The 13,726-nt window shown below is 43.6% G+C and carries 14 protein-coding genes; 2 read left to right on the forward strand and 12 right to left on the reverse strand.

Features of this window, described 5'->3' with window-relative positions; genetic code table 11:
• The first annotated feature begins 439 nt into the window (after positions 1-439).
• Positions 440-1,162 carry a M48 family metallopeptidase gene (locus F3H20_RS13075; RefSeq protein WP_149735364.1) on the forward strand — a complete coding sequence of 241 codons (723 nt, stop codon included), beginning with the start codon at positions 440-442 and terminating at the stop codon, positions 1,160-1,162.
• A gap of 9 nt (positions 1,163-1,171) precedes the next feature.
• Here F3H20_RS13075 and F3H20_RS13080 read toward each other — a convergent pair whose 3' ends face one another.
• Complete coding sequence (locus tag F3H20_RS13080; protein ID WP_223191760.1) at positions 1,172-1,693, reverse strand: hypothetical protein; 522 nt, start codon at positions 1,691-1,693, stop codon at positions 1,172-1,174.
• A gap of 66 nt (positions 1,694-1,759) precedes the next feature.
• A complete protein-coding gene (locus F3H20_RS13085) occupies positions 1,760-2,095 on the reverse strand; it encodes a hypothetical protein (RefSeq protein WP_149735366.1) in 336 nt (111 codons plus the stop codon).
• Between the two features lie 162 nt (positions 2,096-2,257).
• Between F3H20_RS13085 and F3H20_RS13090 the strand changes: the two genes are divergently transcribed.
• Positions 2,258-2,602 carry a hypothetical protein gene (locus tag F3H20_RS13090; protein WP_091748906.1) on the forward strand — a complete coding sequence of 115 codons (345 nt, stop codon included), beginning with the start codon at positions 2,258-2,260 and terminating at the stop codon, positions 2,600-2,602.
• 42 nt (positions 2,603-2,644) lie between these two features.
• On the opposite strand, the gene bcp is transcribed toward F3H20_RS13090, so the two are convergent.
• The 10 genes from bcp to nifD all read right to left on the reverse strand — a co-directional run bounded on the left by bcp (position 2,645) and on the right by nifD (position 13,718).
• Positions 2,645-3,103, reverse strand: coding sequence for a thioredoxin-dependent thiol peroxidase (gene bcp, locus F3H20_RS13095; RefSeq protein WP_149735409.1), 459 nt, complete (start codon positions 3,101-3,103; stop codon positions 2,645-2,647).
• Between the two features lie 25 nt (positions 3,104-3,128).
• Positions 3,129-4,010, reverse strand: a complete 882-nt coding sequence (locus F3H20_RS13100) for a beta/alpha barrel domain-containing protein (RefSeq protein WP_149735367.1) — start codon at positions 4,008-4,010, stop codon at positions 3,129-3,131.
• 22 nt (positions 4,011-4,032) lie between these two features.
• Positions 4,033-5,100 (reverse strand): homocitrate synthase/isopropylmalate synthase family protein, encoded by a 1,068-nt coding sequence (locus tag F3H20_RS13105; protein ID WP_149735368.1) that lies wholly within the window; start codon positions 5,098-5,100, stop codon positions 4,033-4,035.
• 504 nt (positions 5,101-5,604) lie between these two features.
• Positions 5,605-6,228, reverse strand: a complete 624-nt coding sequence (locus F3H20_RS13110; protein WP_149735369.1) for a Fe-only nitrogenase accessory AnfO family protein — start codon at positions 6,226-6,228, stop codon at positions 5,605-5,607.
• 27 nt (positions 6,229-6,255) lie between these two features.
• Entirely contained in the window at positions 6,256-6,564 is a 309-nt protein-coding gene (locus F3H20_RS13115) for a 2Fe-2S ferredoxin (protein WP_149735370.1), read from the reverse strand.
• Positions 6,565-6,584: 20 nt separating this feature from the next.
• Positions 6,585-7,862 carry a nitrogenase cofactor biosynthesis protein NifB gene (gene nifB, locus F3H20_RS13120; RefSeq protein WP_149735371.1) on the reverse strand — a complete coding sequence of 426 codons (1,278 nt, stop codon included), beginning with the start codon at positions 7,860-7,862 and terminating at the stop codon, positions 6,585-6,587.
• Positions 7,863-7,872: 10 nt separating this feature from the next.
• Positions 7,873-9,267, reverse strand: coding sequence for a nitrogenase component 1 (locus F3H20_RS13125; RefSeq protein ID WP_149735372.1), 1,395 nt, complete (start codon positions 9,265-9,267; stop codon positions 7,873-7,875).
• A 15-nt stretch (positions 9,268-9,282) separates the two neighbouring features.
• The gene (gene nifE, locus F3H20_RS13130) at positions 9,283-10,629 is read right to left on the reverse strand and encodes a nitrogenase iron-molybdenum cofactor biosynthesis protein NifE (RefSeq protein WP_149735373.1); all 1,347 of its coding nucleotides are present in this window, start codon (positions 10,627-10,629) and stop codon (positions 9,283-9,285) included.
• An 85-nt stretch (positions 10,630-10,714) separates the two neighbouring features.
• Complete coding sequence (gene nifK, locus F3H20_RS13135) at positions 10,715-12,124, reverse strand: nitrogenase molybdenum-iron protein subunit beta (protein WP_223191761.1); 1,410 nt, start codon at positions 12,122-12,124, stop codon at positions 10,715-10,717.
• Positions 12,105-13,718, reverse strand: a complete 1,614-nt coding sequence (nifD, locus tag F3H20_RS13140; protein WP_149735374.1) for a nitrogenase molybdenum-iron protein alpha chain — start codon at positions 13,716-13,718, stop codon at positions 12,105-12,107. Before nifD ends, nifK begins: the two co-directional genes overlap by 20 nt.
• Between the last annotated feature and the right edge of the window lie 8 nt (positions 13,719-13,726).

The raw sequence follows: 13,726 nt of genomic DNA on the forward strand, positions 1-13,726 counted from the left end.
GCTATTATTGCAGTGGCGAGAAAGATTCTAACGCTTATCTACAAGCTGTTGGAATCTGGCGAGTTTTATGACTCAAATATTGCCTTGCAGGCATGCTCATCGCCACCACGACATAATAGCTTATCTTAACTATATTACGTACGTCTTTATTTTTCAAATATATCCGGTCTTTTACACCTATTCTTTTTTATCTATTGGGATAGGGTTATTTGGGTTTCCCTTTTTCCTGTTTCGTTAATTTTAGTTTTCACAATAACCTTCCCCATTTATAACTTATTATCTAGAATCATGGTGTTTATATTCAACTTGTCAGAAAAATCCCCTGCACCAGCGTCCAACTTATTAATCATCGCCAGCAGGATTTAACACATTAACGCAAAACTCTATTATAAAAGCTTATCAGACTCGGCACCCTACGATAAAAACACAGGAGATATTAATGGACAAAACAATCACGCTTAAAGACATGCCAATCCTTTGCCATATCACCTATCAAAAAAACCGCAAAACGGTACAGCTTAAACTGACAAATAGCAACTCCTTAGATATAGTAGCTCCTTTAGGCTGCCAATTGGCTACCATCGAAAAAATAGTGGCGCAAAAAAGCAAATGGGTCTTATCCCGTATCGCACAATTAACCGCATTATCCGCTATTCCGGTTAACCGGCAGATCCAGGACGGCGCTGCCATCCTCTATGAGGGCGAAATTTTTCAGCTCCGGTTTCTTTACAACAATACGACTCCACCAGTTTATATTAGCGGCCAGGACTTGGTAATTGCTTTGCCGGATCAGTCAGTCTCACCAAAATACATAGCCACTCAACTAAGTAAATGGTATGGACATGCCGCCGCCCGGCAGTTGGCTCACAAAACATCTTATTGGTCCGCCAAACTTAAAGTCTGCCCCAAACGTATTTCCATCAAAGATCAAAAAACCCGCTGGGGCAGTTGTTCTTCCTCCGGCACGGTCAGTTATAACTGGCGGATTATAATGGCACCTCCCAGTGTAATGGATTACTTGGTCATTCATGAGCTATGCCATTTCCTCGAGCCTAATCATTCCCGTAAGTTCTGGTCCCTGGTGGAAAAGTTCTCGCCAACTTACCGTCAAGAAAGAAATTGGCTGAAGAAAAACGGCCCACTATTAAGCAGAATTCTCTAAGGAGCGGATTTATATTTCCGAACGCCTAAATGCCCCTAGTCTTTTCCCCGCACTATATGCGATCCACCCACCGGTAATCCCGGTGACCGCTTGCGGCCAGCTCATTACAAAAAGCAGCCCTGCGGCAACTTTCTCCGGTAAGATCAGCCACGCAGCCAGCCAGGTACATGAACCAAACATAAAAACGGCTTTAGCAAACGCGGCAACCACAATACCTATTCCGCCGTTTTTCCTCTTAATTAAAAGCAAAGACAGAGTGATATAGATTATATTTCCTAAAGCAACAGGAATAATGAAGATCGGCACAAACAACATTTGCTGAAAATAAGCGACAACAGGGGCCAGGACCGCAATCGCGAACGCAGGCCCGAAGCCTGAAAAATATGCGGCAAGTAAAAGACAGGCATTGACCAGACTGCCGATAATAAATGTGGTGGCAACCGCAGGAATGGGAATCAATAGCCGCAAAGATTGAAATAACAACGTTAAAGCCAATAATAAGGCCGCTCGGGTTAATCGGTGATTTTTCAAAATCCCGGCTCCTTTCCCTTCAGTTTTGCATAAATAATCATGGCTACACTCATCGTGCAGCCATGATTATTTATGCCATTTATGGCGCAATGGCGGCCGTTTCGGTCCATTTCCACTATCTCGCCTGAAAATCATCCATAGCAGCAATCCTAAAATAATGATATAGCCAAGAATCCCCGGTACAATATTGACATCCACCAATATGGTGATAAACGTCAAAAAAGATAAGAAATACATGCTCTTTTTTATATCCACAAACGGATAACGGGATAATATCAAATAAAGAATCAATAAAATTGCCAAATCAATGACAACAAGCATAAACGGATTTACAAACAATTCTTTGGCAATCGCTCCACCAAGGATAACTACCAGAAAATATAACCAGAGCTGCTGATTCATTTTATAACCTCCTGTGACCAGTTAATATTTTTCTTTTTTCTATATTTGTATTATAGCCTACTTATAAAAAAACATAAAATTAATTTAAAAGATTGTTTATAAAATTAATATTTTGAGCATACTTTTATTAAATACATATTAATAAAAGTAAGGAGTGTCATTATGGAATATTCATTTACCCTGTTTGAACCGCATAAAGAACGATCGTCAAAATTAATCGAGCCTAGAATTGAATTAAGGCCCAATGGCCGCATTGTTTTTAATAAACTTGCAACGGAACTGTTAAACAACAGTCCATTCTGCATGATAGGGTATGATCAGGAAACTCGTACGGTGGGCTTGCTCCCCCTAGGCGAACAAAACGTCAATTCTTTTCCTATCCGTTATGCAACCAAAGGCGCTTATGTCGGTGCAAAGAAATTTTTTAAGCATTTTGATATTTTGCCTGAGCAATTAATAGAAAACAATCCTTTCGCTTCCGGCGATTTTATAGGAATTAAACTGTAAAAAGTAGGGGTGCACATCGCGCCCCTACTTTTTATTTTACACTCAAAGCAACTTTAACACCTGTTCAATATGTCCAGCTACCTTAACTTTGCGAAACACATGAGAAATAACGCCTTGCGGGTCAATAATGAACGTTGAGCGCTCTATGCCCATAACCTTTTTGCCATACATGTTTTTTTCCTTCCACACGCCGTACTGCCCTGCAACAGCGCCATCCGGATCGCTCAATAGCAAAAAAGGCAAATTGAATTTACCGATAAACTTAGTATGAGCTGTTATAGGATCACGGCTAACACCTAAAATAATCGCCTGTTTTGCTTCAAATTGACTCTGTGCATCCCGAAACTCACAAGCTTCCTGCGTACATCCCGGCGTATTATCTTTGGGATAAAAGTACAAAACAACACTTTTTCCCAGCCATTGCCGTAAACTTACCTGCTGACCATTTGAAGCCAATAAAGAAAAGTCCGGCGCAACGCTTCCTGGGGTTAATAACTCCATCACTCTTCCCGCCTCTTCTGTCTTATTATCCGGCATCTCTTTTTTTACTTACATATTTCTCATATTTCAAACCCTTCATTTGGCTGCCAATGACCGGCTTATAGGGAAAACTATAAGGTGAAACCATCATTGCCAGGCGGTTACTGGCTTTAGTCCTGATAAAAGGAGCCGTGTTTCCAAACACGGCCAAAGCGGCAACTATTTCTTCCAGTGCCGCATTACCAGCCCGTTCACCGATACCGGCGATAGTAGTGCTAGCATATTGCACCCCTGCTTTGCAGGCGGCTACCGTATTTGCCGTTGCCAGCCCAAAATCATTATGGGCATGAAATTCTATCGGCAAGGGACAGGAAGCATTCAATTCCTTTAGTATAGAAAAAGTAGTAAAAGGTTCCAGACATCCGACTGTATCGGCAAACCGAATCCGCTTAGCTCCCCATTTTGCCGCCGTATGAGCAACTTGTAAAAAAAATTCCCGGTCAGCCCTGGAAGCATCTTCGGCTCCGACAAATACCGTACAACCAAAGCTCCTGGCAAAACGAATCATATCTTTTAATTGCAGTATAACCCAATCCCGGTTTTTTTTCAATTTGTTGTAAATATGAAAATCCGATACAGGTACTGAAATATGGACAAAAGAAAAACCGCATTGAACCGATGCTAATATATCTTCTCTTCTTGCCCTGTTCCAAGAAAACACTGTTGCTTTCAAACGAGCAGATAAAATGGCCCGCATTGCCTCTTGCTCTTCTTCTCCCATGGCCGGAGTTCCGGCCTCAATCCAGCTAATGCCGGCCTGATCCAGTGCCCGCGCAATCAGAACTTTCTCCTTTATGGAAAATGCAACGCCTGCTGCCTGCTCTCCATCTCTAAGTGTTGTGTCCACAAATTCCACTGTCTGCGTCATTAGTTTCTCACCTCTCCCTTCACTAATCTCGCGCGAGTTCCGTATCGTAGATTTTTCTGATTTGCTCTTCCCCCAAATTTCCTTTTTGCAGCACGGCAAGTTTTCGTATTTTAGGCAGCAATGCCCTGATTTCTTCGTCAGTCGCCTGAATATTCATCTGCTGGAGTTTGACTCGTAATGATACGGAACCTGAGTGTTTGCCAATAACCAGTTTTCGTATCAAGCCAACTTCCTCCGGCGAAAATGCTTCATATAAGGAAGGATCTTTCACAACACCATCGACATGCAAGCCGGATTCATGGGTAAAAATGCCAGTGCCGATAATCGCTTTATTAACCGGGACTTTAAGCCCCATGCAAGCCAGAATGTGAGCACAATTGCTTGCTAAGGACGCATCAATATGGACAGTCTTTTTTAGTAAATGCCTGCTGCCCAGAAGCACTTCTTCCATCGCAGCGTGCCCACGTTCCCCTACTCCGCCAATCGCTGTGGCAATCCTTCCAACACCGGCTCTGATTGCCGCTAAAGCATTCGCAGTAGCCATGCCATACATATTATGCCCATGAAACTCCAAAGAGCAGGGAATAACTTTTGCCATATAGGCCAAGGCCTCATAAATCTGAAAAGGATCAAGCCGGCCTTCTTTATCACCATAAATGAACGACTTTATATTGAATTTAACCAATAATTTAAGATAAAAATCTATATCAACCGCAGAAATCTGCGCCGCATTTTCAATGTGCAGAAAAATATCCAGATTAAGCCGTGTGGCGGCCTCTAATAAGGGATACAATTTTTTACTGTTGCTTTTTCGCGACACATGGGGGCAAAAAATACTAATTTTATCAAACCCCAAGTGATAGGCTTTATATAATTCATGCATATTAGGTCTTATATTGCCACGAAAAAAATAGCTTTCCATGTTGCAAGAGCGAAGCCCGCTTTTCTCCCAATCGGAAACGACAACATCAATATAACCAACCTGCAACTCTTTTATCGCTTTAAGCATCAATTGCAAGTTAGCAGATCGTATATTTCTTCTCAGCCCCTCATTAACTGTTTGGTCCATGTAAATGACAGGTTTATTCACAACTATCACTCCAATTACCGAAAATCCTGACAATTAAATTTTCACTTAATTGGATTAGAATTTCAGCCCTGGCTTATAAGCTAGTACTTTACCAACTTTGAAATAAGAAGCTGATCGCGAGGCAAAATTTTGTCAGCCGGGACGGAGGCAAAAGACATATCGCCAGTATGCCGACTGACGACAACGAAGGATGCGGAATGTTGATCGTCAGCAATTTCTAGTTTCAAGATCGGTGGGAGTACCAGGGGCAGCATCTGTTTGTAACGATGGCTACCAAAAAGCAAAAGAGACTCATGGATAATACATTATCCACAAGCCTCTTTGCTTGTTATATAAAGCATATGACTTTATAACCATACAGGCATTATACATAAATTAACAGAAAAAGACTTACAAACGTTGATGTTTATAAGCCACTTTGCTTAGTTTCCCCAAATAATTTTCAATTTAATTAGACTATAACATATATCGAAACTCTTGACAATACCCTGATAAAATTCAAAATCAGCCTCTGCTGCTAATATTTACTTTCACCTCATTGGCATTAATACGTTCCACCGCATAATTCAGCTTTTTTTCCATCAGTTCGGCTTCCAGCCAGGGGGGAATATGCTTACACTGTATACCAATAGTCTCAAACTTTCCTTTACGCAACAGCGGCAATAGTACTTGTTTGGACGTAACGCCGGCATTATTCTGCTGGACTTTTGTTAAGTTTACAAAATAATGTCCGCAGGAAGGTTCTTCAATGAAGGACTCCACACTGGGCTTAACTACCGTAATTTTTTGCGTGGCCAGCTCCCGTTCCCGCTCCCAGACTTCATCCAGGAAGCTTTCCGGTTTTCCCTCAATCTCCCACACATTAACCTGAGCCTTTTCCAATTCAAAGTAAGGAACACCCTGTACGGCTAAGGCAATAAAAGTTTTACATTGCTGCAAAAAGGCAATCAGTTCTGTCATTTTTTTTCGCAGCCCAACTAACCCTTGCCCGTAATCAAAGGAGACCGACATTTGACGGACGGGAGTCCATACTGTATTTTCTTTGGCATAAACTACTAAAATTCCCGGTTCATTAATTCCTGCCGTTACCTGCCGCTCATTGACCAGTACGGCAATTTCCTTAGCCATCAAATTCGCCTCCTTAAACTAACTTCCTTATAGCGCCAAACGCTGCACAATCGAGTCGCCCTCAATATGCTCATCCATAATTTCCTCTACATCGTCAGGCGTAACCGAACCATACCATACATTGTCAGGATAGACAACGACAATCGGTCCCTGTTCGCAGATACCAAAACAACCCGTATTGGAAATAAACACTTCACCACTAAGATCCCGGTCCCTGATTTCTTCCATAAAGGCTTCTACTACACCAACCGCATCCTTTGTCAGGCAAAACCCTTTTGCCTGTCCAGTCATCCGCGAGCTGGTACAGACAAATATATGGCGTTTAGGTTTGTTCATGTTCATCCTCCATTATTGATTTATATCACTTTTTTTAAGGTAAGTTGTTCAACCGCAAATTTCAAACCGCTTTCCACCGTATAGCAATATTCAATGCTGTCAATTCCATGCTCTTTCAACATCGCTTGCGCATTATAGCCAATACGCATAGTCAATACCGCATCACAGTCGGCAATGGCTTGAATAATCATTTTCCGTCTTGCCATTTCTTCGTCACATTCTTCCATGCCTAAACAATATTTAGCTGACTTTCTAACCTCAGTCTGTTTAAAAACAGAACCGTCACCTTCAAAAATTAAAAACTCCGTGGCATGGCCAAAGTGAAGATCGACTAGTTTGCCGTGCTTGGAGGTCACGGCAATTTTGAACAGTTTAGTTTCAGGAACAAGCTCATTTACCTCGGAACGGACTTCCGATTGACAGGTGCGGAATTCCGTAGACCGGTCTTCTTTGAGAAGGCCAATCGCGTCAGCCCGACATTGCTGACAGTGTCTCATCTGCTGAATATCCAACTGACACAGATTACGCATTTCATTAATGTCTTTCATGCTTGTTTGCGAGTAGGTTTCAAAAACACTACCTGGCGCTGGAATCAAGGGCATAATATTGGTAATAAAAGCGCCTAATTCTTTTACTTTTTTCACTATCAGGGGAATATGCTGATCGTTTATCCCTTTGATCATGACAATATTGATCTTGACCAGCACACCTTGCTTCGCCAAGTATTCCACGCCTGACAATTGGTTGCCGATTAATAACTTTGCACCGGTTTCTCCGCTGTACGTTTCACCTTGATAAGTTACCGATTTATAAATTTTAGCACCAATTTCAGGCTCCAAACAGTTAACCGTTACCGTTACATGACGAACACCACTGCTTACTATTTCTTCAGCGTACTCGGGCAGCATCAAGCCATTGGTCGACAAGCAAAAGGTAGTTTCCGGCGAAACTGCTTTGATCAGTGCAATGCTCTTTTTTACTGCCGGCCAGTTGGCCAGAGCATCCCCCGGTCCGGCAATCCCGACAACCGTTAAGTTCTCAATTTTTTCTTTTACCATTAAGAATTTCTCTTTTGCGGCTTCCGGAGAAAGAATCTCGCTTGTCACTCCCGGCCGGCTCTCATTAACACAATCAAACTTCCGGTTACAGTAATTACAGCTGATATTACAGGCCGGAGCTACCGGTAGATGCATACGGGCGTATTTATGATGTGCACCGGCAGAATAGCAGGGATGTTGTTGTGTTTTTTGCTGTAAGATTTCGGGGTTACTATTTTCGTCTGAACATTTGCAAGACATCTTTCTCACCTCAATTCATATCGCAGGCCGGTGGCTGCTCCAAACCCTGATAAAAGTTTTCATACATGGACTTTCTATAAGAACGGCGTTTTTCTGCCAGCAGGGTATTGGTGATCCGGTCTAAGAACATGGCCGTTCCCGTATAACCAACTGACAAAAGTCGTTGCCCCCCTACACGGTCATGAATGGGAAAGCCTAATCGTACCAACGGAATTTTTTCATGTTCTTCAATATATCTTCCATCTGAGTGCCCAATGGCAATGTTGGCTCCTGCGTTCTTAGCCTCACGGCGAAGTGTTACGAAATCAGTGGCAGGCAGTACAATAACTGGCGGTGCATCGACTTCTGCCCTGTCCATTTCTATTAGTTCCGCAAATCTACTATTAGGACTGCCTGTGCCAATTACAACAGGAAATACTCCATTTTCAAAACAAATTTTACTTACAGCGTATACTAACTCCGGTTCACCAAAAATTACGCTGCGCCCCTGAAAATTATATTTATGGGAATCCACCATAGCGTCCAGCAATCGTCCCCGTTCCGCTTCTATGCCTGGCGGTAAGCAGGACTGATTGGTGATTTGACCTAAAGCTGTCATAAACCGGTCTGTATTCTTTAGACCAATTGGAATCGGCACATTATACAGGGGGACACCAAACTCTTCTTCCAGATATTTTCCCGGTGATAGCTCATCATCCATCGTAATGCCAAGTTGTATGGTTGCAATAGCTCCCGGCATTGCTTCTATCTCAGCCAGGGGAGTTCCACCTACCGGTATTTTCGTATACGGTTTGGCTAATGGTCTGTCCAGTGTATCGGAAACATCAGGAAACAGAGTGTACTCAATACCCACCATTTGCAAAATCCTTTTTATCTCCCGGACATCGGCACTACTGATATGCGGGACGATAACATTAACCTTATTATGTTTTCTGGCCGTCTTTTTCGCCAGCTTCATAACGATTTTCTTTAAGGCAAGAAGGTAACCTTCCGTATGCGATCCGCCATAACCCGGTGTGGGCACGGCAACAATGGCCAGTTCCTCCCGGTCTTTTGTCAGTCGGTATTCGGCTGTAATTCGCTCAATATCTTCACCAATCGTTTCGGACAAGCAGGTAGTAAGCACACCGATAAGTTTAGGCTGATATACGCGGATAATATTATCCAAAGCCTGTTTTAAGTTTTTTTCGCCACCGTATACCGTACCCTTTTCATTTAGCGAGGAAGAGCCTACGTCCACCGGTTCATTAAAATGTTCGGCAATATGCCGGCGCATATAGGTACTGCACCCTTGAGAGCCATGTATAATAACCATGGCGTTTTCTATTCCCTTAAACGGAATAATACCACCCATGGGCATACACATATTGCACGGATTCTCATTTACATTTCGTGCAATTGTCATCTGTTTCCCTCCTTGCTACGCTTTAATGTATTTCCAGACCGGCGAACATACAGTGGAATAAACTTCCGCAGCAAAATTCACGGCTCCGACAAAACCGCTTAACGGATGCTTACGGTCATGATTATGATCAACAAAAGCCTTACCTAGCTTATAGGCCAACGGCCTTTCCTTCACACCGCCAACCAATAAGTCTGCTTCCTGCTCAACCATAAACCGTTCCAGTTCGGCAGGATTTGCATCATCTAAAATAACCGTACCTTGTTGAACCAGCTTGTCAATTGTTTCATACTCTTCTTTTCGCCCTGTCTGTGTCCCGATCATGACTACTTCCATGCCGATTTCACGAAACTGTTTAATTAATGAAATCGCCTTGAAACCGCCGCCTACATAGACTGCCGCCTTCTTTCCAGCCAGTTTGCCTCGATAACTGTCTATCTGAGGTTTAACCACTGCCAGTTCTCTGGCAATTAAGCGTTCGGCCCTTTCCAGCATAGCGGGATCATGAAATGCTTGGGCAATCCGGCGTAGTGAATCTGCCGTATCCTCCAATCCTAAAAACGAAACGTTCAGATAAGGAATTTGGTAGAGTTCTTCGATCTTAGCGGCCAGATAATGCATCGAACCGGCACATTGAATGATATTTAGCGAAGCACCAGTTGCCTTTTTCAGATCTTCATAGTTCGAATCACCGGTAAATACCACATTTAATTTAACACCAATTTCCTCCAGGTACTTTCTAATAATCCAGGCTTCACCGGCCAAATTAAAGTCACCCAGATAATTAATCGTTTTTTCCTGTTTTGCCAGTTTGACATCACCAGGATGAATTAAACGCAGCAGAGCTTCTCCGGCGGCACGGTAACCTGCCGCTTTGTTGCCGATAAAACCACTGGACTGCACGGGAATAACTTCAATATTATGCCTTTGGGCTGCCGCTTTGCACACAGCCTCCAAATCGTCACCAATGACGCCTACGATACAAGTGGAGTATACTATAACCAGTTTGGCCGACTTATGCTTAGCAACCAGCTCATCAATCGCGGCTGCGAGCTTTTTTTCACCGCCAAAGATAACGTCCTGTTCTTTTAAATCAGTGGAAAAGCTATTGCGATACAAATCCTCGCCACTACTAAGACTGCCACGGATATCCCAGGTATAACTGGCACAGCCAATCGGACCATGCACCAGATGGATTGCATCAGTAATCGGATTAAGGACTACTCTGGCTCCGCAATATACACAGGCCCGCTGACTGACACAGCCCGCGATACTGTCGGCATCACAAGCAAGCTGCTTTTTTTGTTTTCCTTTAATTGTTATAAAATCTTCCCTGTCGCGTATAACGGCCGCCTCACTCACCATCTGTCACATCCTTTCCGTTGCTATTCGCCTGATAGTCTATGAGTACAGAAAAGCAAGTTTCCCCTGTACCCATAGATTACAGCTATTACATAACCAATTCAAAATCCTCGTCAGCCGCATCCCGGTCGGCTCGGTCCAATAAAGCGCCGCTGATCATTTCCACAATTCGCATGGCCCCGCGATAGCCGACAATCGGCAGGTAGGAATGAACACTGCGGTCTAAAATGGGAAAACCAATACGTACAAAAGGAATATCCTCAGCGCGGGCAATATACTTGCCATAGGTATTGCCAATGAGCAAATCGACAGGTTCATTCTTAATCCATTGATGGAGTTCAAACAAATCACCTGGTGCTTTCACATTAGCCTTCACCCCTGCTGCTTTCAGCATACCCTGAATTTCATTTTCAAAACCGGCCAATCCGGAACCTAAGGCGCCGGCCGGCGTACCGGTCAACACATGCACAGGCAGCATACCCAGACTCAGCAGGAATTCGGTTAGACCTGTAACAATATCAGGATCACCAAAAACAGCAACCTTTTTACCATGGAAATGGAAATGCGTATCGGTCATAATATCAACGAGCTGCCCGCGTTCTTCTTCCAGCTCATAAGGAATTTCCGCAGCAAAAGCAGACCGTAATGCCATAAGAAAATCATCCATAGCTTTTACACCAATTGGGGTTTTTAAAGAAATTGCCGGTACTTTACATTTCTTTTCCAGTTGATCCGCCGCATCCTGAGAAGCAAACCGGCCTAGCGCCAGGGTTGCTTTTGAGTTTCCGGCATCTTTCAATTCTTCCAGGGTAACACCGCCCTTGGGGTACATTTCAAATTTACCCGTCATCGGTGAATCTACTACACCTGATGTATCAGGAAACATAATGAATTTAAGCTGCATAGCTTTTACGATCCTTTTAATCTCACGCATATCACCGGGATTAACAAAGCCGGGAATAATATTTATCTGTTCCTTTTTAAGGTCTTCCGAGGCTTGCGCAAAGTAAGTAACCATGGCTTTCGTCATATTGGAAAAGCCGGTAATATGAGATCCCTGATAGCTTGGCGTATTGGCATGGAATACCACTTTCCCCTCCGGAATTTCCGATTGTTTGATAATCGTAGGAATATCGTCGCCAATCGTTTCAGACAGACAGGTAGTATGGACCGCCATGACATCCGGATTATATAAGGTGAAAACATTTTTTATGGCTGTTTTTAAGTTGGCACCGCCGCCAAAAACAGAAGCCCCTTCGGTAAAGCTACTGGTAGACGCCATGATGGGATCACGGAAATGCCTGGTTAAATGCATCCGGTGAAAGGAGCAGCACCCTTGTGACCCATGGCTGTGAGGCAAACAGCCCTTTATGCCAAGCGCTGCGTACATAGCGCCAATAGGTTGACAGGTCTTGGCGGGATTGATGACGGCGCCGCTTGGACGCTGTTTTATTTCTTTCGGTGTATAATCAAGCATCTTATTTGTCGCCTCCTTCATTCATTTCCCCCGACAAAGCCGGACTGTTTTTCCAGGGTGGAGTGATAAAGTTCCAAGTCGGTGAAGCAAAACCCATGCTAACGTCACGGGCAAAATTCACCGCACCGTTAAATCCGGCATAAGGACCGCTATAGTCATAGGAATGCAGTTGTTTTGCCGGTATACCCATCTTTTGAACTACATACTTATCCTTGATGCCGGAAGAAAAAATATCCGGTTTCAGCAATTTGATAAATTCTTCTGTTTCAAAATGATTCAAATCATCGACAATGATATGGCCTTCTTTCATGTCAACATTCATTCCCGGGTAATCGCTTAAAGGAATTCGTTGCTTGAGCTCGGCCAGCTTCTCCGGCGACATTTTCAGCCTAAACCGCTTCGGATCTGCTTCTACATGAAGATCCGGAATGTTCTTGCTGTCGGCATCGGGTTTAATACTAGGAATGATGTCGCGGCCTTCATAGTCGTCACGGTGAGCGAATTCATAACCGGCCAAGATGGTTTCGATGCCTAATTCACGGAACAATCCTTGGAAGTGATGCCCCCGCGAACCGCCAACAAAGCAAAAAGCGGTTTTATTCTGACACAATTTGGCGTATTGATCAATAATCGGCTGTACACGAGCCACTTCACGGGCAATAACGGCTTCCGTCCTGGCAGTGAGTTCTGCATCATCAAAATACAGCGCCATATCACGAAGACTCTTTATTGTTGACTCAATTCCTACAAAGTTTACTTTAAGCCAGGGAGTTCCATATTTAGTCTCGATTTTTTCCGCAATGTAGTTAATGGACCGATGGCATTGCACCAGATTTAGTTCTGCTACATGAGCATTGCGCATCTGTTCCCAGGAACCGTCGCCAGTCATCACCGACACAACATGATAACCGATATCTTTAAGGATACGTTCCACTTCCCAGCCATCGCCGCCAATGTTGTATTCGCCTAAGAGGTTTATTGAAAACTTTGCCGGTGCTTCCTCCTGCTCACCTTTGCCGATAACATGCTCCACAAAGCTGTTATTGGCGATATGATGTCCCGCCGACTGACTGACCCCTTTATACCCTTCACAGCTAAAAGCCAGGACCTGTATGCCATGACGTTTCTGCGCTTCTCTGGCTACGGCATTGATATCGTCACCAATTAGCCCTACCGGACAGGTGGCGGAAATGGTAATGGCCTTAGGCTGCAAAATTTCTACCACTTCATCAATCATAGCGGTCAATTTTTTCTCCCCGCCAAACACAATATCACTTTCCTGCATATCGGTAGAAAAAGAGTAGTTAATAAAATTTTTAATATTATCTTCCCGTTTCGCTTTATTGCGGCGGGTGCCCCAGGTATAATAGGCACAGCCAATCGGCCCATGGGTAATATGAACCATATCCTTAATAGGTCCTAAAACAACGCCCTTACAACCGGCATAAGCACAGCCGCGATTTGTAATAATACCAGGAATAGTACGGGTATTCGCTTCAATTTCCGGATTTTCAATTTCACCATTTTTAATCAAAATATGTTTACGCCGGTTTTTTTGCACTTTACTCGGCATCTTTTCAAATAGTTCTTGCAAATCTTTCTCGGTAACTGCCATGCTTCTCC

The sequence above is a fragment of the Propionispora hippei DSM 15287 genome, from assembly GCF_900141835.1.
In the GTDB taxonomy this organism is placed as follows: domain Bacteria; phylum Bacillota; class Negativicutes; order Propionisporales; family Propionisporaceae; genus Propionispora; species Propionispora hippei.